This window comes from Massilia sp. Root351, from assembly GCF_001425045.1.
Classification (GTDB): domain Bacteria; phylum Pseudomonadota; class Gammaproteobacteria; order Burkholderiales; family Burkholderiaceae_D; genus Rugamonas.
The window spans coordinates 44,936-68,119 of the sequence record NZ_LMDJ01000006.1 but is presented as its reverse complement, the minus strand read 5'-3'; the positions used below and the strand labels follow the sequence as shown (position 1 = coordinate 68,119).

Sequence of the window (23,184 nt, the reverse complement as noted above, 5' to 3'; positions counted from 1 at the left end):
TGGAATATTAAAGAAGGTATCGATGCCTATCCAATGAATTAAAAATCGATATCGATACTGAAATTGATATCGGTTCAAAAAGTTGCCTTGCGCTTATAATCTATACAACTCTAACACCGGTTTTTACGCCCCTTCCACTCTATGAGCCTGCAATCCGTCCGCGAATTCTTTGCCGCCAGACAGCTGGATCTTCCCATTATCGAGCTGGCGGTGAGCACCGCCACGGTGGCATTGGCCGCCGAGGCGCACGGCGTGGAGCCGGGCCGTATCGCCAAGACCCTGTCGTTCCGCCTGGGCGACGGCCGCGCCATCCTGCTGGTGGCCAGCGGCGACGCCCGCATCGACAACCGCAAGTTCAAGGACGCCTTCGGCAAGGGCCGCATGATGGACGCCGACGACGTGGTGCGCATGACCGGCCACCCGGTGGGCGGCGTGTGCCCCTTCGGCCTGGCCGAGCCGCTGCCAGTCTATCTCGACTCGTCGCTGCGCAAGTACGCCGAAGTCCTGCCGGCTGCCGGCGCTGTCCACAGCGCGGTGCGCATCAGCCCCGAGCAGATTGCCGCCGTGACCGACGGCCAGTGGGTGGATGTGTGCCAGGCGGCATAAACGACGCCGTGGCCAAGCCGCTGTCGGAAACGCAGCGGACCTGGAACGAGATCAAGCACGAGATCGGGCTGTTCGCCGCCTTCGTGCGCAAACCGCGCCGCACGCTGCGCGGCGAGAAAAAATGGCTGAGCCGCTTCCTGCTGCTGTGGGGAATGTGCCTGGCCGTGGCCATCCTGCAAATTCCGCTGGAAATCGGCTTCGAACAGTTCGCGCCTTCCATCAAGTACACCCTCAACACGGACACCAGGTTCATGCTGATGGCCGTGTTCATCGCGCCGCTGCTCGAGGAGCTCGCCTTCCGGGCCGGGCTGCGCAACGCGCGCTACACGCTGTTCATCGGGCCGGCGCTGTTCCTGGTCATCCGCGCCGGCTCCGCCCCGCTCGCGCTGGCGGTGGCCGCAGGCTTCGCCGTGGTAGCGCTGCTGGACTGGCTGTACCGCCGCCACCTGGCCGGCCCCGGCCTGATCATGCGGCGCGGCCGCGCCTTCCTGCGGCGCTACCCGCTGGTGGTCTGGACCTATGCCGCCGCGTTCGCCGTCATCCACATCGGCAATTTCGAGTATTCGCAACAAGCCGCCTTCCTGATGCCGCTGGTGCTGCTGCCGCAACTGTTCTGCGGGCTGGTGTTCAGCTACCTGCGCATCCGCCACGGCCTGCTCTACAGCATGTTGCTGCACGCGGCCTACAACGCCAGCCTGTGCTCCGTATTGCTGTTAGGATGATGGCCGTTTAAAGGAATCCGATGCTCATACTAAAAGTCATCTTCGTGATCTTCGTCGTCGCGGTCGGCATCCCCTGCCAGATCATCGATTACCGCCACCGGAAGATGAACGCCTACCAGCCCGGCAGCGGGTGGTCCTACTATTCGCGCCTGAAACGCGAAGGCAAATGGGAGGGCAAGTTCATGATGAACAGCGCCTATATGGCCCTGGCCCTGGTGCTATCCATGGCCGGACTGCTGGCCGCGCACTTCTACCACCACGCCTGATCCAGGGAACGTCCCATGTCCTATCCCTACCTGAGCGACGCCGTCCAGGCGCTGACCGGCCTCACCCTGCCCTTGCCGCTGCCGATGTTCGGCCTGTTCGTGGCCATCGCCATGCTGGCCGGCTCCCATGCGCTGACGCTGGAGCTCAAGCGCCTGCATGCAGCAGGCCGGCTGTCCACCGCATCCGGCGTGGCGCCGCACGAGATCGTGCCCAACCTCACGCTGGTCGTCATGGCGGCGGGGATTGCTGGTGCGCGCCTGTTCCACATCCTGGAGAACCTGGATGAATTCCAGGCCGCTCCGCAGGCGATGATATTCTCCACCTCCGGCCTGAGCATCTTCGGCGGGCTGATACTGGGTACCCTGGCCGGGCTGCTGTTCGTGCGCCGCCACAAGCTGCCGCTGCTGCCCACGCTGGACGCGGCGGCCCCGGCCATGATGCTGGGCTACGCCCTCGGCCGCATCGGCTGCCAGGTGTCGGGCGACGGCGACTGGGGCGGCGCCGCCAAGCTGGCGCTGAAGCCGGACTGGCTGCCGCTGTGGGCCTGGGCGCAAACCTACGACAACAATGTGGTCGGCGCCGTGATCGCCGCGCCGGGCGTCTACCCGACGCCGATGTACGAGGCGCTGATGGCCTTGCTCTGCTTCGGGGTGCTGTGGGCGCTGCGGCGGCATGGCCGCGCGGCGGGCTGGCTGTTCTCGGTCTATATGCTGCTGGCTGGCGCCGAGCGCCTGCTGATCGAACAAATCCGCATCAATCCCGTGCTCGACTTTGGCGGCATCCATGCCACCCAGGCCGAGATCATCGCCACGTTGCTGATCCTGGCCGGCGCCGCCGGCGCGGTCCTGCTGGCAGGAAAGCGCGGGCGCGGCGGCATGGCTTCAGGCAATAAAATCAGGGCCGCTTCAGCTGACCGATAACGCTCGCCACCTTGGTGGTGATCACATCGACCGCCGGCCCATTTGCGCCATGCGGAATAATGACGTCGGCGTGGCGCTTGGTCGGCTCGATGAATTGCTTGTGCATCGGGCGCACCGTTTCCAGGTACTGGCCGACGACGCTGTCCACCGAGCGGCCGCGTTCCGTAATGTCGCGTTGCATGCGGCGGATGAAACGCACGTCGGAGGCGGTATCGACGAAGATCTTCAGCGACATCATCTTGCGCAGGTCCGCATCATACAGGGCAAACAGGCCTTCGATCACGATGACCGGGGCCGGCCTGACCGGGATGGTGCGGTTGGAACGGTTGTCGAGCGTGAAATCGTATTCCGGCATCTCGATCGCTTCGCCATTGCGCAAGGCCTGGACGTGCTGTACCAGCAAAGGCCAGTCAAAAGCCTGCGGATGGTCGTAATTCTGCTGGCGGCGGACTTCGGGGGTGAGATGGGACTGGTCGCAGTAGTAGTCGTCCTGCATCACGACCGAGACCATATCGGCGCCGAACGACGCCAGCACTTGCTGGGACACCGTTGACTTGCCGCTGCCGCTGCCGCCGGCGACGCCAATAACAAACGGCTGGAAAGAAATCTTGTTCATGCCGAATGATACCGGAACGGCGGCCGAACCGGTAGGGAGCGGCTGGTTCCGAATGGCCCATGCCGGAGGCCCGCAGCGCACGCCGGACGCGTGCCGCCGGCCGTATCACAGCCGCGTGACCTGCACGCCGGCGCGGATGGTGTTGTGGACTTCGGCCACCGCGTCGGTTTCGCGCAGCAGCCTGGCGACGTCCTCTGCGGACGCGGCAGAGCGGATGGCTGCCGTGTAGCGGATATCGCTGGCGGCCAGCCCGACGCCGGCGAACTCGGCGCTGGCCTGCACGTGTGCACCATCGATGGGGATGCCCAGGCGTTGCGCCTCCCGGTACAGGTCGTTGCAGTAGCAAGTGGCCAGCGCCAGCATCAGCAATTCGCCGCCGTTCACGGCTGAGCCATGGCCGGAGGGTTTGGCCGGCACAGCCAGCGCCTGCACCTTGCCGTCCGTCTCGACCGATACCGCATGGCCGGCCGCCGAGCTGTCCACCGCTGCAGAGATACGCATGTGCCTTCTCCCATAATAATTTCGCAACGCTTGATCGTATTGTGCCAGAATTGGCTTCCCATTAACGTTCTAGGAAGCAACATGACGCATCTGCCGACTGACTGGCCTGACGACGTGGACGGCGACATGTTTCGCCGCATGGGGGAAAGTGGATTCGACTTCAGCGAGGCAGTGGAGATCGAGTTCATCGTGGACTTCGACAGCTGGCCGCCGCCCGAATCGTTCCTGCGCGCGCTGCACAGCCTGTACCCGCGCATCCAGCTGCACAATCCCGATGAGGACGGCGACGGCTACGTGATATTCCTGGTGCACGGTCTGCTTACCTACGAGCTGGCGATGTCGGTGCAGAGCACCGTTTCCGAACTGGCCGCGCCGTTCGGCGGCGTATGCGATTCCTGGGGTGCGATGCAGCCGCCGTCCCGGACCGGTTCATGGACGCCGTCCGCGGACGGCAAGTGGCTGGGCGCCAGTTTTACCTACGAAGGCTTCCCGCTGGCGCTGCGCGTACGGCCCGCTGCGGACTCCGACCGGAACCGTGCCCGCTTTCCGCAACTGGTGCGCATCACGCACCAGCTGGCCAGCGTCAGCGACAACGGCCTGCCCGAGACCGGCTACAACCGGTCGCTGGCCGGCTTCGACCAGGACGCCCTCGATCTGTTCGAGCAGCGCGACGAAGGCCTGATTGTGCTGATTGAAACCTTTGCCGGCAAGCGGACCTACTACGGTTTCGCGCTGGCTTCGGCGCCGGCCGAGCGCCGCCTGCAGGAATTGAAGCAGCGCTATCCCGAGCATGACATATCGGTGCAAGCGTCTGCGGACCCGGAGTGGCAATTCCTGTCCCGTTACAAGGAAGACTTCCCCTGGTAGGAAAAAAACCGGCATGGCAGGCCGCCGCGCGCCGGTGGTTTGCCGGCATGCTGCTGGCGGCGCAGCACTACGAAACGCGCTGAGCCGGTGCTGGCCCGGCGGCCAGGATGCCTTGGTCAGTTCGCGTAGGTATCCAGGTCGGACATGACGTCCATGAGCGTATCAAGGGATACTTTGGCAGCCATTTCGTAGCCTTTGGCGACCACGAAATTGCCCTCTTCGTACTGATACGCCGAACGCCGCATGGACGGCAATTCCTTGCTGCCGCGCTTGCGCAGGCCGACGCTGGTATGCGCCATGGTGCCCTTGGTATTGACATACTCGTTGGTGATGAAGACGATTTCGTGCGTTTTATTGTACTTGGCGCAGTACTGGTCCGTCACCTTGGAACCGATACCCTTTTCGATCAGCTTGAACGTCTGCGGCTCGCCATAGTGCCGGTAGGAGAACTGGCATCCCGCGCTGGCGGCGCCGGACAGGGTGAGCAGGGAAATGCCGAGGGCAAGAGCAGTTTTAATACGCATGGAATACTTTAAAAGTGTAGGAGTTAGTCAAAATACACTTTATATTACCATGCAGCAATTTGTATGTGAAGCGGCCGCACGCGCGTTGCGGCAAAAACCCGACAGATCCGCCGGCCTGCGCACAGGCCGGCGCCAGGCTACGCTCCCGTCAGCAAGCGCAGCAGCTGGCCCGCTATCCACCCGCCGTAGGTGCCCAGGCCATAGCCCAGCACCGCCAGCAGCACACCGACCGGCGCCAGCGCCGGGTGGAAAGCGCTGGCGACCACCGGCGCGCTGGCGGCGCCGCCGATATTGGCCTGGCTGCCGACCGCCATGTAGAACACCGGGGCCTTGATCAGCCAGGCCATGCCCAGCATCAGCGCACCGTGGAAGCTGATCCAGATCAGACCGAGCGCGAACAGTTCGGGATCCGAGAAGATCGCGCCGAGGTTCATTTGCATGCCGATGGTGGCGACCAGGATGTAGATCGCCACCGAGCCGAACTTGGAGGCGCCCGCCCCCTCCAGCTTCTTGGCGCGCGTGAAGGACAGCATCAGGCCGAAGGTGGTGGCCAGCACCGTCACCCAGAAGAAGTTCGCCGTCAGGCTGTAGCGCTCCAGGTGGGGCGCGTTGGTTTTGATGAATGGCACGATATAGCTTGCCATCCAGTGCGCCAGGCCGGTGGCGCCGAGGCCGTACGCCAGGATCAGCTGCATGTCGTAGGAACCGGCGATGCGGGCGCTGTCGAGCTGGACCTTTTCAACCCGCACGCGCAAGTCGTCCAGTGCCCGCGTGTCGGCGCCGCGCCAGGCGTCCAGGCGCGCGCTGCGCCCGGCCAGGAACAGCAGGAAGGCCATCCAGATGTTGGCGCAAATGACGTCCACCGCCACGAACTTGCCGAACACGTCCGCGCCGACGGCATACACTTCCTTCATTGCCGCCTGGTTGGCGCCGCCGCCGATCCAGGAGCCGGCGGTGGTCGTCATGCCGCGCCAGATGGCGTTCGGCCCCTCGGGATTCAGCAGCGACGGGTCGAAAAAGCCCATGATGGCCAGGGCCACGGGCGCGCCCAGGATCACGCCGGTGGTACCGGTCAGGAACAGGATAATGGCCTTGGGGCCGAGGCGCACGATGGCGCCCAGGTCGCACGCCAGGGTCAGCAGCACCAGCGCCATCGGCAACAGGTAGTCGCGTGCCATGGGGTAAAGGCGAGACGATTCGCCGTTGATCACGCCGAAGGTATTCAGCAGGCCGGGAATGAAGTAGCACAGCAGCAGCGCCGGCACCACGGAATAGAAGCGGCGCCAGAACGGATGCGGCGACCGTTCGCTGGCCAGGACCAGGCCGAGCACGACAACCAGGATGCCCAGGACGACCGGGTCAGAGGTGACCAATGCGGAGTTGACGGGTTCGTTGGTACTGGACACTGCCATGGGGATCCTGGGAAACGTTATCGGACAAGCCGTGCATCTTACCCCAAGTAATTGCCGCCGGGCCGGCTTTGTGCATCGTCTTGCGAGGACGCACGGCGCACCTGCTTGCGGGCCGCCTTGGCCGTGTACATGGCCTGGTCCGCTGCCGCCAGCAGGCTCTCCACCGTCGCGCCGGATTCCGGGAACACGGCAACGCCGATGCTGGCCGCCGCCTGCAGTTCGAGGCCAGCGAGCCGGTACGGTTCGGCCATCAGCTTGACCAGTTTATCCACCACAGTGGCGGTTTCCGCCGCGCCCGCGTCGCACAGCACCACGGCGAACTCGTCGCCGCCCAGCCGGGCCGCCATGTCGGCCTTCCTGAGCTGTGCGGTCAAGCGCCCCGTCGCACTGATCAGCAGCGCGTCGCCGACCGCGTGGCCATGGGTGTCGTTGATGGTCTTGAAGTTATCCAGGTCCAGGTACAGCACCGACAGCTGGGCGAGGCTGCGGCTGGCGATGGCAAGCTGGCGCGCAAGGAATTCTGTGAACATGGCGCGGTTGGCTATGCCGGTGAGCACATCGTGCGTAGCCTGATGTTTGGCCTCGCGCAGCATGGCCGACGCTTTCGCCATGGCCTCGGCCACGTCGTCCGCTTCGCGCAGGCCATGGCTGGCCGGCTCCACGCGCTCGCCCGCGCCCAGCGCCAGTGCCGGCGGTATCAGCCCGCGCAGGGAACGGCGTATGCGGGCGCCGACCAGCCAGGCGAAGAACAGGCTGCTGCCCAGCAGGCCGGCCGTGGCCAGCACCAGCGACCACAGTTTGCGGTTCATTTCGGCGCTGAGCCGGTCCAGCGGAATGCCGATCGCCACGGTCCATTCCGATTTGCCCGCCTTCGACATCACCGCGAGGATAGGCACGCCATCCAGCGTTTCTGTTTCGAAAGCGCCTTCAGGTTGCCGATGCATGCGCTGCCGCACTTGCGGGATTGCGCTGGTGCCCATAAAGCGCTTCATGTCCCTGGAGCGCGCCACGATCAGCCCGTTCCGGTCAAGCACGCTGGTGATCCAGTGCGCGGGATAGCTTTGCTGGCGCAGCACGGCTTCAAACCGTTCGGCCGCGATGGTGGCCGTCAGCGCATACCGCTTGCCTTTGCCGTCGCGCACCGGGATGCCGACCGACACGATGTGGCGGGCCGAGACCGGACCGATGAACAGGCTGGAATTGACTGTCTCGTCGCGCTCGAGGACGTACTTCAGCATCAGGTCGTCCGGATTGCGCGGCAGCGGCTGGCCGTAAGGCAGGAAGGTATTCATCAGCTGCTGGCCGCCGGCGTCCTCCAGCACGATATTGAAGATGTTCTGCCGTGCCCCCAGCTTGCGCGCCTGCGCGTCGAAGGCCTTCAGGTCGCCCGACGTGAAGCTGGGCGAGGTGGACAGCGCGACCAGCGCCGATTCCACCACGGCCAGCTCCTTGTCGATTTCCAGCGCATTGGCCCGCGCGGTGGCGATCGCGCTTTGGACGAAGCTTTCGCGGCTCAGCTTGTAATCATAATAGATTAACCCGGCCGCCATCAGCGATGCCGGAACGATGCAGGCCAGTACCAGCAGAACCAGCCTGGAGCGGATAGTGGGGGCATGCGGCGAAGTCTTCGCGGGCGCGGGTATTTTTTTCAAAACAGGGACGCAAGCAGTTTTCTTGCCATTTTACAACGGAAATTATGATTCCGATCAAGCTGGCCCCGCAATGCTTACTATGACACAATTGGTTTTTCACCAACATGCGCGGAAAGACATGAACGTCAAAAAACTCGCAACCATCCTCGCTGCCATTCCCGGCGCCATGGCAGCACAGTGCGCCAACGCAGCCGCCCCCATCGATCAGCAACTCGCTTTTTCCAAACCGCAGCAGATGATAGACATCGGCGGCCGCAAGTTGAACCTGCACTGCAGCGGCAGCGGGCCGCTCACGGTGGTGTTCGACTCGCCCTCCAGCGACGCCGCCTGGAGCTGGGTCGGCGTGCAGCCGCAGATCGCCAGGCGCACACGCGCCTGCGTCTACGACCGCGCCGGACTTGGCTTTAGCGATCCGTCGCCGCGTACAGGCATCTCGGGCAATGCGGTGGAAGACCTGCACGCGCTGCTGGGCAAGGCCGGCATCGCGCCGCCGTATGTAATGGTGGGCACATCTTACGGCGGCGCCAATGTACAGCTGTACGCCTACCGCTATCCGGCCGAGGTGAAAGGGATGGTGCTGGTGGAGCCGCAGCACGAGGACGAGACCGAGCGCCTGGACAAGATCGTGCAAGGCAAGCTGAAGCAGATCTACGCGCAGCAGAACGGCATGGAGAAGGAATGCGCCGCGCAGGCCGAAAAAGGCTTCACGCCGGAGCAGCTGCAGCACTGCGTCGGCCAGGTGCCGCCGCACTTCGGGCCGGAACTGGCCAAAGCCTACCTGGGGGTGATGTCGTCCGCCCGGCACTGGCGCGCGGCAACCTCGGAGGACTTCAACTTCGACCAGGGCGGCGACCAGTTGCGCGCCGCGCGGCGCAGCTTCGGTGACATGCCGCTGGTGGTGCTGACGCGCAGCGTGAGCCCGTTCGCCGTGCCCGGCAAGCCGCAAAGCGGCTTGAACAAGGCGTTTGAGAACGAAAACCGCAAGATGCACAAGGAAGTGGCCGCACTGTCGAAGCGCGGCAGCGAGCGCGTGGTGCCGGGCGCCGGCCACATCATCCAGGCCGACAAGCCGCAGGCGGTGGTGAAGGCCATTAACGAGGTGCTGGACAAGCTGAAGTAAACAATCGGGGCCTGTCGAGACCCCGATGTGGCTTTAAGCGGCCGAGAAACGGTACAGCGACTCGGTGAAGTAGGTGTCGCCGGGACGCAGGATGGTGCCGGGCCACTCGGGGTGATTGGGCGAGTCCGGGTGGTGCTGCGGTTCCAGGCACAGGCCGCTGCGGTATTCGTAGCTGCGGCCCTTGCCTTTCAGCGTGCCATCCAGGAAATTGCCGCTGTAGAACTGCAGGCCCGGTTCGCGCGTGAACAGTTCCAGCACGCGGCCGGACAGCGGGTCGCGCAGCGTGGCGGCCAAGCCCAGCTCGCCGCTCTGGTTGTTCAGCACCCAGTTGTGGTCGTAGCCCTTGCCGTTGGCCAGCTGCGCTTCGCCGTCGCCGATGCGCGCGCCGATCGCTTGCGGGGTGCGGAAGTCGAACGCGGTGCCGGCCACCGGCGCCAGCTCGCCCAACGGAATCGATTTGCCGTCGATCGGGGTGTAGCGGTCGCCCTGGATGGTCAGTTCGTGGCCCAGGATGTCGCCCTGCCCCGCCAGGTTGAAGTAGGCGTGCTGCGTCAGGTTGACCGGCGTGGCCTGGTCGGTCACGGCGGTGTAGCGCACGCGCAGTTCGCTGGCGTTGTTGAGTTCATACACCACTTCCACCCGCAGGTTGCCGGGGTAGCCTTGTTCGCCGTCGGCGCTCAGATACACCAGCGTCAGGCCGACCGAATCGGGCGCCACGAACGGCGTGGCTTGCCACACCTGCTTGTGGAAGCCTTGCGCGCCGCCGTGCAGGTGGTTCTCGCCGTCGTTGACGTCCAGCTGCACGGTGCGTCCGTCCAGCCCGAAGCGGCCGTGCTTGATGCGGTTGCCGTAGCGGCCGATCAGCGCGCCGAAGTACGGTACGTCGCCGCAGTATGGCGCCACGCTGTCGAAACCGTGCGTGACGTCGGCCAGGCGGCCGTCGCGGTCCGGCACGTGCAGCTCGGTGATGATGCCGCCGTAGTTGGTGATCTTCACCAGCATGCCGCTGCGGTTGGTCAGCGTGTAGAGCTTGACCGGCACGCCGTCCGTGGTGGCGCCGAACGGCGCTTCGGTGATACGCAGTTCCATCACGCCTCCGACGCCTTGCCGAACACCGGCATGCCCTGCTCGTCCCAGCGCAAGGCCTTGACGAAGGTGTGGCGGTCCGGGTTCCACAGCGGGTCGCCGACGATTTCGGTGTAGGTGCGGGCGTGATAGACCAGCAGCACGTCGTCGCCGTCGCCGTAGGTGAAGCTGTTGTGGCCGGGACCGTAGATCTTGCCTTCGTAGCAGGTGCGCAGCACCGGCTCCGGCGACTTGGTCCACGAGGCCGGGTCCAGCAGGTCGGCATTCTCGTCGGCCCACAGCAGGCCCATGGCGTAGTTCTCGTCGGTGGCGCTGGCCGAGTAGCTGATGAAGATCTTGCCGTTGCGCTTGAGGATGGACGGGCCTTCGTTGACCCAGAAACCGCGGATCTCCCAGTCGAATTCCGGCTTGCTGAGCATGACCGGCGGCCCGCCCAGCTGCCACGGCGTCTTCATCGGCGCGATGTAGAGGTTGGAGTTGCCTTCGATGTCGACGTCCTTCTGCGCCCACAGGTAGTACAGCTGGCCCTGGTGCGTGAAGGTGGTGGCGTCCAGGCAGAAGGTGTCGATGCCGGTGTCGATCTGGCCCATGAATTCCCACTGGCCTTCCAGGGGGTTGGCGTTCTGGTTGCGGATGGCGTACATGCGGTGCTGGAACAGCTTGTGCTTGATCTCGCGGCTGGGCGCGGCGGCGAAGTAGACGTACCAGGCGCCCTGGTTGTAGTGCAGCTCGGGCGCCCACACCAGCTCGCTCCAGGCGCCGCTGTCCGGCTTGAACCAGACGTCGACCTTCTCGGCCTCGGCCAGGCCGGCGATGGTGCGCGCGCGGCGCAGCTCGATGCGGTCGTACTGCGGCACCGAGGCGGTGAAGTAGTAGTAGCCGTCGGTGTGCTTGTAAATGTAGGGATCGGCGCGTTGCTCGATCAGGGGCTTGAGGGTTTCAGCCACGTGGTTCTCCGTTTTCTAAAAATTTTGCCTGCAAGGGTCAGCCAGCGGCATAGCCTTGCGTTTTCATTTCGGCCTTCACTTCGGTGTAGTACTGGTCGCTGATGCGGTATTTGAACATCAGCAGGCCCATCAGGAAGTGGAAGAAGCCGGGAATAATCGACAGCATCAGCGCAATGCCGGTGAGCGCGAACGGGGTCTGCTCCTGGTTGGGCTGGTAGTTGAAATAGGTCAGCAGCACGCCCACCAGCACGCCGGCCACGCCCATGCCCGCCTTCTGGCACACGGAAATGCCGCCGAAGGCGAAGCCGGACACGCGCTTGCCGGTTTTCACCTGGCCGTAGTCGATGGTCTCGGCGATGGCCGACCAGAACACTGGCGCGTGCAGGTCCACCACGAAGGACAGCAGGAAGTACAGCACGAAGGCCAGCATGATGTCGCCCGGCTTCACCAGCGCGTAGATCAGCACGCTGATGATGGCCACGCCGATCTGGCTGTAACGGAACAGCTTGACCTTGCAGTAGAACTTGGTGATCCAGGTGGAAGCGATCATCGACAGGATGGCCGCGCCCACGCCGATGGACATGAAGGTGGACACCACGGCGGTGTTGCCGCCCAGGTAGTACTTGGCATAGTAGATGGCCACCGAGCCGCGCAGCACGTAGCCGATAGTACCGGTAACACAGACGCCGCACAGGATCAGCCACTGGTCATTGCGCAGCAGCAGCTTGAGCTGCACCCACAGCGACTGGCGCTCGACCACGTGGGTCACGCGCTCGGTGGTGGTGAAGAAGCAGAACAGGAACAGCGCCACGCCCATGGCGGCCATCACGGCCATGGCGGCCTGGTAGCCGGCCGCCGGATTGCCGCTGCCCCAGCGTTCGGCCAGCACCGGCACCACGATGGTGACCAGGAAGCCGGCGATCTTGGCGAAGAACAGGCGGTAGCCGTTGGCCGACAGGCGTTCCTGCGGGTCGCTGGTGAGGCTGCTCGGCAGCGAAATGTAGGGGATGCCCACGCCCGCCGTCATGATGGTCATCAGGATGTAGGTGGAGTAGGCCCACAGCAGCTTGGCGTCGTAGCCCCAGTCCGGGGTCGAGAACACGAAGAACACGCTGATGCCGTACGGGACGGCCAGCAGCAGGAAGTAAGGGCGGTAGCGGCCCCAGCGGCTGGTGAACCGGTCGGTGATCTGGCCCATCACCAGGTCGGCGGCGGCGCCGACGAATTTCACCACCAGGAACAGCATCGCCAGGTCGGCCGTGTGCAGGCCGTAGATGTCGGTGTAGAAAAAGGTGATGATCAGCATCATCGAGGAGATCACCACGTTCAGCGCCATGTCGCCGGCGCCGAAGCCGATTTTTTCCAGCGTGCTTAGCTTTTGGGTATGCATATTTCTTCCGATACAGGTGCGAATCAAAAACTGCAAAAGCCGCCGGGCTTTGCGGCGCGGCGGCTCCGGCGGGCGGCGGGGCATCGCCCCGCCAACCCGCCCTGCGGTGACGCGAATTACATCTTCCAGCGCAGCGACAGGCCGATGGTGCGGTCGTAGCGGCGCACGTCGCGCGGGTTGGTCTCGATGCCGTGGTAGTCGTTGTACGTGCGGTCCAGCAGGTTTTCCACGTCCAGCGTCACGCCCATGTTGTCGTTGATCTTGTACGACAGCGACGCATCGGCGGTCTTGATCGGCTTGACGATCAGGTCCAGGCCCAGGGCGCGGTAGTTGTAGGTGTCAACGAAGCGGCTGCGCCAGTTGTAGGCCACGCGGGCCGACCACGGGCCGCGCTCATACAGGCCGACGATATTGTAGGCGTTCTTCGACATGCCCTGGAAAGGATTCTTCTTGCCGTCCTCCATCAGGTGACCCTTCATGTAGGTGTAGTTCGCCTCCAGGCCGAACCCGCTCAGCCAGCCGGGCAGGAAATCGTAGAACTGGCGGTAGCCCAGTTCGATGCCTTCCAGCTGGCCGTCGTTCACGTTGCGCGGACGGTCCATGCGGTAGGTCTTGCCGTCGATCTGTTCCAGGCTCAGGCGGCGGATCACGTAGTCCTCGAACTTGTGCTTGAAGACGGTGGCCGTCACGCTGCCGGTCGGGGCGAAGTACCATTCCAGCGCCGCGTCTACGTTCTTGCCCGTGATGGGCTTGAGGTCCGGGTTGCCGCCGTTGCCGCCATAGATGCCTGCCCCATCCGGCGTGGCGCCCAGCGAGACGCCCGGATTGAAGTCGCCGAAGTTCGGACGCTGGACCGCTTTGCCGGCGGTCAGGCGGGCGATCAAGTCTTTGCGCAGCGTGGCCTTCAGGGTCATGTTGGGCAGCACGTCGGTGGTGGACACGTCGCGGTTGACGGCCACCGGATTGCCGTTGATGTTGCTGAAGCCGTTCACGTCCAACTGAGTGCGCACCACGCGCACGCCGGCGGTACCGTCGAACTGCACGCCGAAGGCGTCAAAGCCGAAGCGGGTCTTGCCGTAGAAGGCGGTGGTGTCTTCAGCATTGCGGTACAGCGAGTAAGGATCAGGCGCGGTGCGGCCATCGCGGCCATACAGCTTGCGGATTGCGTCGATATTGCTGTGCTGGTAACCGGCGCAGGCCACCAGCCACTGGTTCATGCCGTAGTCGTTGGCCAGGTTCATCGACGGGCACAGCATGCCCGGCAGCGCGGTCACGGCTGGCGCGTTGGCCGGCACCGGCAGGAAGTTCATGCTTTCATGCTGGTACGAGGCCTTGCGCTGGGCCAGGCGCACACCGGCGCTGAATTCGCGGAAGAAATTTTCTTCGCCGTTGTTGTAGATGGCGTCCGCCCGCCAGTCGTTCGACTGGCCGCCCGAGGCCTGCCAGTTGTCGATAAAGGCACCCAGCTTGTAGTTGGCCGGGTTGGTCATGTCGTAACCCGGGTAGTTGAAGTACGCGCCGCCGTTGACATAGGTGCTGCCTTCGATCTTGGTCGGGCTGGCGGTCATTTCCAGGATCGGGAATTCCTGCTTCCAGCGGCTGTTGACGCGCGAGAATTCCGTGGTCACGCGCAGGTCCGGGGTGACGTCCCAGCGCGCGCCGATGGCGCCCTGGTGGCTCTCGGAATCGTCCTGCGGCGCCTGGTTGGAGCTGAGCGCGAACAGGCCGTTCGGGTTGGTCGAAGAGAACGTGGCCACCTGCTTGGTGCCGGGGAAGAAGGTGTAGGTCGAGTTCGGGTTCCAGCCCACGCCGCCCAGGAAGAACTGGCGCTCCATGTCGTGGTCGATGCGGGTGGACCAGCCTTCGGCGTACAGTTCCACCGTGTTCGACGGACGCCATTGCAAGGCCCAGTTAGCCGACAGGCGCACGCGCTTGCCCAGGGCGTTGACGTGGCCCACGTCGATCGGGCCGGTGGCGGCCGGGTCGCCCGGCACCAGGTGATCCGGCGGCGCGCTCCAGGTCACTTCGTCGTGGTAGTTGCCCTTCTGGTAGGACAGGCCCAGCAAGGCGCCGACGTCGCCAAAGCCGGTTTTCCAGCGGTTCGAGACCATGCCCGACGCTTGCGGGTCGTTGGTCTCGGCGCGGTTGCGGTTTTCCACGCGGCCGGCCAGGTTGGCGGTGAAGCCCTTGAAGTCGAACGGACGCGAGGTGCGCACGTCGATCACGCCGGCGGTGCCGCCTTCGACCATGTCCGCGCTCTGGGTCTTGTAGACGTCCACGCGCTGCAGCATGGTGGTCGGGATGTCGGCAAGGAACAAGCTGCGGCCGTTGGAGGTGTAGATCTCGCGGCCGTTCAACAGGGTTACCAGGCCGGGCAGACCGCGCACGATGATGGAGCTGGCTTCGCCGGATTCGCGGCGGATCTGCACGCCGGACACGCGGCCCAGCACTTCAGCCACGTTCTTGTCCGGGAATTTGCCGGCTTCCTCGGCGACGATGGAGTCGATCACCTCATCGGCGTTGCGCTTGATGGTTTGCGCGCTTTGCGCCGCCTTGCGCACGCCGGTCACGGTCACGACCGGTCCGGCCGCATCGGCTGCGGCTTGAGCCTGTTGCGCCCAGACGGAGGCGCTGCTCAGCAAGCCCGCTGCGAGCAGCGACCCGACAGAGGCTTTCAAGATAAAAGTAGAAGTTTTGGCCGCGATTGGGCCGGTGGTCCGTTCCATAAAGGTCTCCGTCTGTTTTAATTATGTATGCAAGGCAACCTGCCAACTTGCCAGCCCTGCCAGTTCGAAGCCATCTTATGACGGCAGTGCGAATTCAATCCAATCAAATTTTAACCGTTTCCGATATCGTTTTCGGTATCGTTGCCAGCGCGTGCGCGCCGAGACATTACCATGGCGCCGCACTATACTGCACCAAACTAGCCTATGGATAAAGGACGCCCGTGCGGAAAATGCCCACGCTGCTGGCCGTACTGGCTGTGCTGCTCGCCACGCTGGCGGGCGCCGTCCCGGCGCGGTGCGCCGAGCAGCAGTTGGATGCGTACAACACTTATCTATCGCCGCCCTTCCTGAACCCGGACGGCAGCGGTATCGCGGCCGACCTGGTGGCGCGGCTGAATGTCCATCTGGCAGGCGCCTACCGGCTGCGGCTGCGCCACGTGCCGCGCCAGCGCCTGATGCTGGCCAGCATGCGCAATCCGGCCTCCTTCGACGGCGTGGGCCTGCTGCTGTCGCCCGGCTTCGTAAACGAGGACCGCAATCCGCGCTTCCTGTGGAGCGAGCCGGTTTTCTACGACCATAACGTGCTGATATTTGCCGCCAGTTCCACACCACAGCTGGAATCGGTGGAGGATCTGCGCGGGCTGCGCTTCGGCGCCATCATCGGCTACCGCTACCTGAACCTGGAGCGGCTGGTGGAGGACGGCGGCCTGCAGCGCCAGGACACGGGCGCCGAGCGCCTGAACCTGCGCAAGGTGGCGCTCGGCCGGGTGGACTTCACGCAGATGAACCGCCTGCTGTATGGCGCCATCGAGGGCGAGGCGGAGTTTGCCGGCAAGCTGGCCGCCATCCCCGAACCGGGCGCGCCGCCGTTCGCGCGGCGCCTGTTCGTGGGCCCGCATCAAAAGGCGCTGCTGCTGCGCCTGAACGCCGCGCTGGCCTCCCTGCCCTGCGACGCCCTGTGGCGCGCCAGCACCGCCCGCCACCAGATTACGCTGGCGCCCTGCGCACGATAGGAAACTGTCACGCGCTTGTCATTAGAGCAATGTAAAGTCTTGCCGTTATCAACCGACGGAAGCATTGCAATGACCAACAACAAGATCCTGGCGGCCGCCGCAGCCACCCTGGCTGCCATGACCGCTGCCGGCCTGGCAGGCTGCTCAAACGACGCCGCGCCGCCCGCCCCGGCGCCGGCGCCCTATGCGGAAGGCACCACCGTCACCCTGGCGCTGCTGGAGACGACCGACCTGCATGCCAACGTCATGAGCTACAACTATTACTCGCTGGCCGAAGACGCCACCTTGGGCGTGGAGCGCACTTCCACCCTGGTGCAGGCCGCCCGTGCCGAGTTCCCCAACAATATCCTGCTCGACAACGGCGACACCATCCAGGGCACGCTGCTGGGCGACCTGCAGGCGGTCACCACGCCGGTAGCGTGCAGCGCCACGCTGGCCATCCACAAGGCCATGAACAGCATGAAATTCGACGCCGGCGGCATGGGCAACCACGAGTTCAACTACGGCCTGCCCTACCTGAGCCAGGTGACCAATACCGAATTCGGCATCCCCGGCGTGAGCAAGCCGGCCGGCAACTGCGGCGCGCCCGCCTTCCCGCTGGTGCTGACCAACGTGACCGCCGTGGCCAGCGACAAGCCGATTTTCCAGCCCTACACCATGCTGGCGCGCGACTTCACGGGCACCGGCCCGGACGGCAAGCCGGTCAGCGTGAAGCTCAATATCGGCGTGATGAGCTTTGTGCCGCCGCAGGTCCTGGAATGGGACCAGAAAAACCTGGCCGGCAAGGTGGCCGTGAGCGGCGCGGTGGAAGCGGCGCGCAAGTACGTGCCCGAGCTGCGCGCCAAGGGCGCCAACCTGGTGGTGGCGCTGTCGCACGGCGGCATCGACACCAGCGCCTACAGCCCGAAAATGGAGAACGCCAGCTACCACCTGACCTCGCCCGGCATGGACATCGACGCGCTGATGATAGGCCACTCGCACCTGATCTTCCCGAAAGGGAAAGAGACCGGCGCGGCCGCGCTGGACCCGTCTTTCTCCAGCCTTCCGGCCAGCGCCAACGTGGACGGCGCCAACGGCTTTGTCAACGGCGTGCCGACGGTGATGGCGCAGAGCTGGGGACGGCGCCTGGGCATCATCAAGCTGCAGCTGGTGTACCAGGGTGCGAAATGGGTGGTTGTCCCGGACAAGACCACGGTGGAATCGCGCGGTTTCAAGTACACCGACGGCAGCACCAACGTCAAGGCCGATCCGGCCATCGCCGCACAAGTGGCCAGCGAGCACGCGGCCACCATCGCCTACGCCAAGCAGCCGCTGGGCGTGAGCACGGACTTCCAGATGTCGGCCTACTTCGCGCTGGCAGGCGATGTGAGCGCGATCCAGCTGGTCAACCAGGCGCAGATCGACTACGTGAAGAACTTTATCGCCACCAGCACCGACGCCACGCTGGCAAGCTACAAAGCGATTCCCGTCATCTCGTGCAGCGCGCCATTCAAGGCGGGCCGCAATGGCCCATCCGACTTCACCGACGTGGCGCCGGGCGCCAGCGCGGCGGCGCCGGTGGGCCTGCAGGTGCGCAATCCGGGCGACCTTTACCTGTACAGCAACAACAACCTGCAGGCGGTGAAGATCAAGGGTTCGGACCTGAAAGCCTGGCTGGAAACGGCGGCGCGCCAGTTCGGCCAGATCGACCCGGCCAAGACCGCCGAGCAGGACTTGGTGCCGAGCTACGGCACCATCTATAACTACGACGTGTTCTACGCCGAGAACAACGAGCTGAAATACCAGATCGATGTGACCAAGCCGGCCGGCAGCCGCATCGTGGGCCTGACGTACAAGGGCAAGCCGGTGGCGGACGCGGAGGACTTCATCGTGGCCACCAACGACTACCGCGCCGGCGGCGGCGGCGCGGTGCCCGGCATCGACGGCAGCAAGACCATCATCAAGTCGCCGGACGCGAACCAGACCGTGGTGAGCAACTACCTGCAGGCGCTGGGCAAGGCCAGCGGCAAGGTGACCCTGGCGGCCAACGGCAGCGCGCGCAGCTGGAGCTTTGTGAAGGTGGCCACCGCCGGCCCGGTGATCCTGCGCTCGGCGCCGGGCCACCTGGCGCAGGCCAAGGCCAGCGGCCTGGCCAGCGTGGCGGCGGAAGGCGGGCTGGATGCCAGCGGCTTCGCCAAGTACACGATAGACCTGAGCAAGTGATGCCGGCCATGAAAAGCGCACATCTGCTGGCCGGTGCATCGGTGATCCTGGCGGGCGCGGTGCTGGTGTGGAGCACGCAGGCGCCCGCGTCAGCGGAGGCGCCGTCGGCCGCGCAGATCGAAGCGGCCGCCATGGCGGCGGCGCAGACCGGCGATCCGCAGGCGCGCCAGCAGCTGCAACGCTGGGCCCGGCAAGGCTTGCCGGTGGCCGAGCGGGAGCTGGGCACGTTGTACCGCAAGCAGCCGGAGCGCCAGGGCGCGGCGCGCCAGTTGCTGGAGCACGCGGCGCGCGCCGGCGACGCGGAAGCGGCTTACCAGTTAGGCGAGCTGCTGCGCGGCGGCCTGCCGGCCCAGGCCGGGCTGGCCGCCCAGCCGGGCGCGCCGGAACAGGCCTGGCCGTGGTACCGGCAGGCCGCCGAGGCGCGCCACGCCAAGGCCGCGCTGACCCTGGGCCAGATGGCCGCCAACGGCGACGGCGTGCGTAAGGACGCGGCGGTGTCGGCCAGGTGGCTGGCCCTGGCCAGCGAGCTGGGCAACGCGCACGCCATGTTCCTGCTGTCGAACGCCTACCGCTACGGCGTGGGCGTGGAACGCGACGAAGCCAGGGGACTCGAATTGCTGGAAGACGCGGCCGAACACGAGTACCCGCCCGCGCTGCAAGACCTGGCGCTGGCGGTGCAGAACGACGACGCGCTGCGCGCCAGCCATTTGCTGAAGGAAGCGTCGGAGCACCGCCGCAACAACTGGAACAAGTACTAGGGCCGCTGGCGGCTCATGCCGGCTTACGCGCACGTTCAATCGTCCCGGGGAATTGCCGCGTCGCCATTGCTGAGCCGTGGCGCCTGCTTGCTCGCCGGTAGCGCGGGTCAGGCGCCACCACGCGCCGTAACCGGTCAGGCCAGCCTCACCCCGCCACCCCACTCCTCAGCTCCAGCGCATACGCCCGTGTGGTGGCCGAAAGCCGGTAGCGGGCGCGCGGCCCGCCATGGTCCACCAGCGCCAGCGAATGGCTCACCAGCCCGGCCAGCGCATCGATCGCCTCGTACAGGGAAAAACCCTGCGGCGCGAGCGCTGTGACCGCCGCCTCCATCGTAAAGCCATCCGGCAGCGCGGACAGGTGCCGCAGGGCGCAGCGCATCGGCTCGGCCAGCAGCGCGTAGCTCCAGTCCAGCGCCGCGCGCATCGACTGGTGCCTCAGCGGCGCATTGCGGCGGCCACGGCGCAGCAGCCGCAGCATGTCATCCAGGCCGGACGCGGTCTGCTCCACGCCCAGTGCCGGCACGCAAGCCGCCGCCAGCTCTATCGCCAGCGGCAAGCCTTCCAGCCTGCGGCATATCGCCGCGATCTGCACTGCCATGCGCGGCGTGGGATGAAAGCCGCTGTCCGCCGCCCGCACCCGGGCCACGAACAATTGCAGCGCACTGTATTGCAGCAGGTGCGCGCTATCGACCACGTCCACGTCCGGCACCGCCAGCGGCGACACGCGCCACACGGTTTCGCCGGCGGCCAGCAAGGGCTGGCGGCTAGTGACCAGCAGCCGCAGTTGCGGACAACGCTGCAGCAGTTCCTCCACCAGCCGCGCAGCCGCATCGGCCAGGTGCTCGCAATTGTCCAGCACCAGCAGCATAGGCTGATCGCCGATGTGGGCAGCCAGCGTGGCCAAGGTATGGGCGAAGCCGGCTTCGGCGCGGGCAGCGGCCGCGCCTGGCGCGGCACCGGATGCGGCACTGGATGCAGCACGGGTTGCGGTACCGGCTGCGGCGTCGCCCGCCTCGGCCGGAATCCGTGCGCCCATGCCCAGTGCGCAGGCCACGGCGGCGCCGGCGCCGGGCGCGTCGCATACGTCGGCCAGCTCGGCCCAGGCCACGCTGCCGGTGGATGCCGCGGCGGTGCGGTGCGCCATGGCCAGCGCCAGCAACGTCTTGCCGATGCCGCCGGTGCCCGCCAGCGTGAGCAGGCGGCAGCCCTGCAGCCGTGCCAGCGCATCCTGCAACTGGGCTTCACGCCCGATCATTTCCGCCATCGGCAGCGGCAATTGGCGCGTGCAGGGCCGCGCCGCGCCGCGCGCGGACGCGGCGGCGGCGGCCGGCACGGCGCTGAGCCGCCCCGAAAACACATAGCCCCGCCCCGCCACCGTGCCGATCAGGTTACGGTCCTCGCCCAGCGCCTTGCGCAGCGCAGCAATCTGCACCCGTAAATTGCTGGCGTGGATGTCCTGCCCCGGCCAGGCCAGCGCCAGCAGCTCGTTCTGGCTCACCACGGTGCCGCGCGACGCGATCAACGCCATCAGCACCGCCGTGGCGCGCGGCCCGAGGGCCACGACACGGCCAGCGGCCCCGTCGTCCTCTCCGCATCCGGCGTGCAGCTCGCCCCGTCCCGGCAGCAAGGTGTAGCGGCCGAATGCGATCGCATCTGTGTCCTGTTCCAGCAATGTATCCATATGGCGCAGCGTAACGCGGCACTGCACAATGCCCTACCCCCGATTGGGGTATACAGACCGTAAAAGTCGCTTGTCTCGTGTAAAATGTTTGCCTTTAACAAAGTTGTTGACCGTGAATCATCCGCCTCCCATCCGCGTTCTCGTTGCCGACGACCACCCCCTGCTGCGCGAGGGGCTGTCCGCCGTGCTTGAACACTGCCCGGACGTGCAGTTGGTGGCCGAGGCCGGCGACGGCGCCCAGGCGGTGGCGCAATACCTGCAGCACCGGCCGGACGTGACCCTGATGGACCTGCAGATGCCGGTCATGAACGGCATCGACGCCATCGCCGCCATCCGCGCGCAAGACCCGCTGGCGCGCATCATCGTGCTCACCACCTACAAGGGCGACGTGCAGGTGCTGCGCGCGCTGAAAGCCGGGGCGGCCGGCTATCTGCTGAAAAGCATGCTGCGCAACGACCTGCTGGCCACGATACGCAAGGTGCATGACGGGCAGCAGCACATTCCGCCCGAGATCGCCGCCGAAATGGCCGCCTATTTCGCCGCCGACGCACTCACCGCACGCGAAATCGACGTGCTGCGGCTGGTCGCGCTGGGCAACTCCAACCGGCGCGTGGCGGCGGAACTGGGCATCGCCGAAGAAACCGTGAAGGCGCACATGAGCGGCCTGCTGGCCAAGCTGGGCGCCAACGACCGCACGCACGCCGTCACCATCGCCATCCGGCGCGGTATCATCGAGATTTAAGCGAACTGCGTATGGCCGGACCAATAGCGGTCGATATCCTGCAAGCCCCAGGCCGCGGCGTCCTCGCGGCTGACGATACTGTCGTTTGCCGACTTCGAAGCGAGGTCCACCAGCTCCGGGCGCAGGTAGGCGTGCCCCTTGGCTGAATAGAACACCCGCACCTTGGGCTGGATCAGCGACTGACCCGCCGTCAGCTCCACTACCACGCCCAGGCGCTCGGACTTGAGCCGCACCAGCGTGCCCACCGGGTAAATGCCGACGCATTTGACGAACGCTGAAAACACCACCGGGTCGAAATGCCCCTTGCTCCATTCAGCCATGCGCCGCAGCGACTCGACCGGGCACCAGCCGGGCTTGTAAGGGCGGTTCGAGGTAATGGCGTCGTACACATCGCACACCGCGCCCATGCGCGCGTACAGTGAAATTTCGTCGCCCTTCAGGCCATCGGGATAGCCGCTGCCATCGACCTTTTCATGGTGGTGCAGGCAAACATCGAGCGCCATGGCTGCCATGCCCGGAGTAGCCGCCAGCATCCTGTGGCCCTCGGCCGGGTGGGCCTTGATGGCGCCGAATTCCTCGTCCGTCAGCTTGCCGGGCTTTTTCAGGATGCCAGCCGGCACTGCCATCTTGCCGATGTCGTGCAGCAGGCCAGCCAACCCAGCCTGGCGGATTTCCTCATCGCTTAGCTGCAGTTGCTTGCCCAGCGCGATCATCAGCGCGCACACGGCCACCGAATGCATGTACGTGTAGTCATCGACGGTCTTCAGGCGTGCCAGGCCGATCAGTGCACCCGCGTTGCGCATCACCGATCCCGCGATCTCTTCCACCAGCGGCACGGCGTCCGATACCGAGACCGCCTTGCCCATGCGCGCCTCGTTGAACATGGAGTGCACCGCGTCGCGCGATTTGCTGAGCAGCTTGACGGCATGCTGGACCTCGTCGCCCATGCCGACCGGCGCGATGGACGCCAGCGCCCGGCGCGGCGCCGTGGACAGCCCTGCGCGGCCCGCCGCTTGCGCCTGCTTGGGCTCCGGTTCCGGCTGCGTTTCCGGCGCCCCCGGGTCCCCCTCCGCGTCCTCCTCCGCGCCGCCCTCGCCGCCGGCGCCGCCCATCCCGGCCAGTGCAGCGGGACGGCTCTTGGCGGTATCGATCCAGACCTCGCGCAAGCTGCTCGCCTGGATCTTCTCCAGATCCTCGGTGCGCTCCAGTAAAATCGTCTTTTGCCAGAACGGCCATGCCATCCACGAGCCGCAGATGCGGTCGATGTACATACCAATTTTCAGTTGTGCAACCGGAATTTTTTTCAGCATACGAAACCCTTAACGGAAGCCAGCGAACCAGCCAGCCTATCCTAGCGCGAACCAGGCCAGGCTGAAAGGTCAGTCCAGCAATGCTGACAAGCTGGCAAGGCCGACGCTACACTGTCGGCTAC

At 65.4% G+C, this 23,184-nt stretch carries 21 protein-coding genes; 10 read left to right on the top strand and 11 right to left on the bottom strand.

Going from position 1 to position 23,184, the window contains the following annotated elements; genetic code table 11:
* Window positions 1–141 precede the first annotated feature (141 nt).
* The 4 genes from ASD15_RS10660 to ASD15_RS10645 are packed head-to-tail and all read left to right on the top strand — an operon-like array spanning window position 142 to window position 2,515.
* Window positions 142–606 carry a YbaK/EbsC family protein gene (locus ASD15_RS10660; RefSeq protein ID WP_057154831.1) on the top strand — a complete coding sequence of 155 codons (465 nt, stop codon included), beginning with the start codon at window positions 142–144 and terminating at the stop codon, window positions 604–606.
* The gene (locus ASD15_RS10655; protein WP_057154830.1) at window positions 591–1,328 is read left to right on the top strand and encodes a CPBP family intramembrane glutamic endopeptidase; all 738 of its coding nucleotides are present in this window, start codon (window positions 591–593) and stop codon (window positions 1,326–1,328) included. The genes ASD15_RS10660 and ASD15_RS10655 overlap by 16 nt, the downstream gene beginning before the upstream one ends.
* A 20-nt stretch (window positions 1,329–1,348) precedes the next feature.
* Complete coding sequence (locus ASD15_RS10650; RefSeq protein WP_057154829.1) at window positions 1,349–1,594, top strand: hypothetical protein; 246 nt, start codon at window positions 1,349–1,351, stop codon at window positions 1,592–1,594.
* A gap of 15 nt (window positions 1,595–1,609) precedes the next feature.
* Window positions 1,610–2,515, top strand: a complete 906-nt coding sequence (locus ASD15_RS10645) for a prolipoprotein diacylglyceryl transferase (RefSeq protein WP_057154828.1) — start codon at window positions 1,610–1,612, stop codon at window positions 2,513–2,515.
* Here the strand turns inward: ASD15_RS10645 and udk are convergent.
* Together udk and ASD15_RS10635 are read right to left on the bottom strand one after the other, a co-directional pair.
* A complete protein-coding gene (udk, locus tag ASD15_RS10640; RefSeq protein ID WP_057154827.1) occupies window positions 2,490–3,131 on the bottom strand; it encodes a uridine kinase in 642 nt (213 codons plus the stop codon). The two genes, ASD15_RS10645 and udk, sit on opposite strands and share 26 nt — an antisense overlap.
* A gap of 105 nt (window positions 3,132–3,236) precedes the next feature.
* On the bottom strand, window positions 3,237–3,632 hold the full coding sequence (locus ASD15_RS10635) for an OsmC family protein (RefSeq protein ID WP_057154826.1): 396 nt from the start codon (window positions 3,630–3,632) through the stop codon (window positions 3,237–3,239).
* Between the two features lie 81 nt (window positions 3,633–3,713).
* Here ASD15_RS10635 and ASD15_RS10630 point away from each other — a divergent pair, with 81 nt between their 5' ends.
* Window positions 3,714–4,499 (top strand): DUF695 domain-containing protein, encoded by a 786-nt coding sequence (locus ASD15_RS10630; RefSeq protein ID WP_057154825.1) that lies wholly within the window; start codon window positions 3,714–3,716, stop codon window positions 4,497–4,499.
* 116 nt (window positions 4,500–4,615) lie between these two features.
* Here ASD15_RS10630 and ASD15_RS10625 read toward each other — a convergent pair whose 3' ends face one another.
* The 3 genes from ASD15_RS10625 to ASD15_RS10615 form a co-directional block, all read right to left on the bottom strand.
* Window positions 4,616–5,023, bottom strand: coding sequence for a hypothetical protein (locus ASD15_RS10625; protein WP_057154824.1), 408 nt, complete (start codon window positions 5,021–5,023; stop codon window positions 4,616–4,618).
* Between the two features lie 137 nt (window positions 5,024–5,160).
* Window positions 5,161–6,435, bottom strand: coding sequence for a DUF819 domain-containing protein (locus tag ASD15_RS10620; RefSeq protein ID WP_057154823.1), 1,275 nt, complete (start codon window positions 6,433–6,435; stop codon window positions 5,161–5,163).
* A 38-nt stretch (window positions 6,436–6,473) separates the two neighbouring features.
* Window positions 6,474–8,087, bottom strand: a complete 1,614-nt coding sequence (locus tag ASD15_RS10615) for a sensor domain-containing diguanylate cyclase (RefSeq protein ID WP_057154822.1) — start codon at window positions 8,085–8,087, stop codon at window positions 6,474–6,476.
* Between the two features lie 118 nt (window positions 8,088–8,205).
* Between ASD15_RS10615 and ASD15_RS10610 the strand changes: the two genes are divergently transcribed.
* Window positions 8,206–9,207 carry an alpha/beta fold hydrolase gene (locus tag ASD15_RS10610; RefSeq protein ID WP_057154821.1) on the top strand — a complete coding sequence of 334 codons (1,002 nt, stop codon included), beginning with the start codon at window positions 8,206–8,208 and terminating at the stop codon, window positions 9,205–9,207.
* 33 nt (window positions 9,208–9,240) lie between these two features.
* Here ASD15_RS10610 and ASD15_RS10605 read toward each other — a convergent pair whose 3' ends face one another.
* From ASD15_RS10605 to ASD15_RS10590, 4 genes are all read right to left on the bottom strand, one after another.
* Entirely contained in the window at window positions 9,241–10,296 is a 1,056-nt protein-coding gene (locus ASD15_RS10605; protein ID WP_057154820.1) for an aldose epimerase family protein, read from the bottom strand.
* Window positions 10,296–11,240, bottom strand: a complete 945-nt coding sequence (locus ASD15_RS10600) for a glycoside hydrolase family 43 protein (RefSeq protein ID WP_057154819.1) — start codon at window positions 11,238–11,240, stop codon at window positions 10,296–10,298. Before ASD15_RS10600 ends, ASD15_RS10605 begins: the two co-directional genes overlap by 1 nt.
* A gap of 37 nt (window positions 11,241–11,277) precedes the next feature.
* Complete coding sequence (locus ASD15_RS10595; protein WP_057154818.1) at window positions 11,278–12,630, bottom strand: MFS transporter; 1,353 nt, start codon at window positions 12,628–12,630, stop codon at window positions 11,278–11,280.
* A gap of 116 nt (window positions 12,631–12,746) precedes the next feature.
* Complete coding sequence (locus tag ASD15_RS10590; RefSeq protein ID WP_229418145.1) at window positions 12,747–15,308, bottom strand: TonB-dependent receptor; 2,562 nt, start codon at window positions 15,306–15,308, stop codon at window positions 12,747–12,749.
* 269 nt (window positions 15,309–15,577) lie between these two features.
* Between ASD15_RS10590 and ASD15_RS10585 the strand changes: the two genes are divergently transcribed.
* The 3 genes from ASD15_RS10585 (at window position 15,578) to ASD15_RS10575 (ending at window position 19,329) form a co-directional block, all read left to right on the top strand.
* Complete coding sequence (locus tag ASD15_RS10585) at window positions 15,578–16,369, top strand: ABC transporter substrate-binding protein (RefSeq protein WP_157200894.1); 792 nt, start codon at window positions 15,578–15,580, stop codon at window positions 16,367–16,369.
* A gap of 69 nt (window positions 16,370–16,438) precedes the next feature.
* Window positions 16,439–18,571 carry a bifunctional 2',3'-cyclic-nucleotide 2'-phosphodiesterase/3'-nucleotidase gene (locus tag ASD15_RS10580; RefSeq protein WP_057154815.1) on the top strand — a complete coding sequence of 711 codons (2,133 nt, stop codon included), beginning with the start codon at window positions 16,439–16,441 and terminating at the stop codon, window positions 18,569–18,571.
* Between the two features lie 8 nt (window positions 18,572–18,579).
* Complete coding sequence (locus ASD15_RS10575) at window positions 18,580–19,329, top strand: tetratricopeptide repeat protein (RefSeq protein WP_082551753.1); 750 nt, start codon at window positions 18,580–18,582, stop codon at window positions 19,327–19,329.
* 145 nt (window positions 19,330–19,474) lie between these two features.
* On the opposite strand, the gene ASD15_RS10570 is transcribed toward ASD15_RS10575, so the two are convergent.
* Window positions 19,475–21,010, bottom strand: coding sequence for a winged helix-turn-helix domain-containing protein (locus tag ASD15_RS10570; protein WP_082551740.1), 1,536 nt, complete (start codon window positions 21,008–21,010; stop codon window positions 19,475–19,477).
* Between the two features lie 112 nt (window positions 21,011–21,122).
* Here ASD15_RS10570 and ASD15_RS10565 point away from each other — a divergent pair, with 112 nt between their 5' ends.
* Entirely contained in the window at window positions 21,123–21,752 is a 630-nt protein-coding gene (locus tag ASD15_RS10565) for a response regulator transcription factor (RefSeq protein ID WP_307188274.1), read from the top strand.
* Here ASD15_RS10565 and ASD15_RS10560 read toward each other — a convergent pair.
* Entirely contained in the window at window positions 21,749–23,062 is a 1,314-nt protein-coding gene (locus tag ASD15_RS10560; RefSeq protein WP_057154812.1) for an HD-GYP domain-containing protein, read from the bottom strand. The genes ASD15_RS10565 and ASD15_RS10560 overlap by 4 nt on opposite strands.
* Between the last annotated feature and the right edge of the window lie 122 nt (window positions 23,063–23,184).

Bases quoted from the DNA above. Each gene is read 5' to 3' on its own strand.
- ASD15_RS10660 (WP_057154831.1), top strand. From the start codon at position 142: ATGAGCCTGCAATCCGTCCGCGAATTCTTTGCCGCCAGACAGCTGGAT.
- ASD15_RS10650 (WP_057154829.1), top strand. From the start codon at position 1,349: ATGCTCATACTAAAAGTCATCTTCGTGATCTTCGTCGTCGCGGTCGGC.
- ASD15_RS10645 (WP_057154828.1), top strand. From the start codon at position 1,610: ATGTCCTATCCCTACCTGAGCGACGCCGTCCAGGCGCTGACCGGCCTC.
- udk (WP_057154827.1), bottom strand. From the start codon at position 3,131: ATGAACAAGATTTCTTTCCAGCCGTTTGTTATTGGCGTCGCCGGCGGC.
- ASD15_RS10635 (WP_057154826.1), bottom strand. From the start codon at position 3,632: ATGCGTATCTCTGCAGCGGTGGACAGCTCGGCGGCCGGCCATGCGGTA.
- ASD15_RS10630 (WP_057154825.1), top strand. From the start codon at position 3,714: ATGACGCATCTGCCGACTGACTGGCCTGACGACGTGGACGGCGACATG.
- ASD15_RS10625 (WP_057154824.1), bottom strand. From the start codon at position 5,023: ATGCGTATTAAAACTGCTCTTGCCCTCGGCATTTCCCTGCTCACCCTG.
- ASD15_RS10620 (WP_057154823.1), bottom strand. From the start codon at position 6,435: ATGGCAGTGTCCAGTACCAACGAACCCGTCAACTCCGCATTGGTCACC.
- ASD15_RS10610 (WP_057154821.1), top strand. From the start codon at position 8,206: ATGAACGTCAAAAAACTCGCAACCATCCTCGCTGCCATTCCCGGCGCC.
- ASD15_RS10605 (WP_057154820.1), bottom strand. From the start codon at position 10,296: ATGGAACTGCGTATCACCGAAGCGCCGTTCGGCGCCACCACGGACGGC.
- ASD15_RS10595 (WP_057154818.1), bottom strand. From the start codon at position 12,630: ATGCATACCCAAAAGCTAAGCACGCTGGAAAAAATCGGCTTCGGCGCC.
- ASD15_RS10580 (WP_057154815.1), top strand. From the start codon at position 16,439: ATGACCAACAACAAGATCCTGGCGGCCGCCGCAGCCACCCTGGCTGCC.
- ASD15_RS10575 (WP_082551753.1), top strand. From the start codon at position 18,580: ATGAAAAGCGCACATCTGCTGGCCGGTGCATCGGTGATCCTGGCGGGC.
- ASD15_RS10570 (WP_082551740.1), bottom strand. From the start codon at position 21,010: ATGGATACATTGCTGGAACAGGACACAGATGCGATCGCATTCGGCCGC.
- ASD15_RS10560 (WP_057154812.1), bottom strand. From the start codon at position 23,062: ATGCTGAAAAAAATTCCGGTTGCACAACTGAAAATTGGTATGTACATC.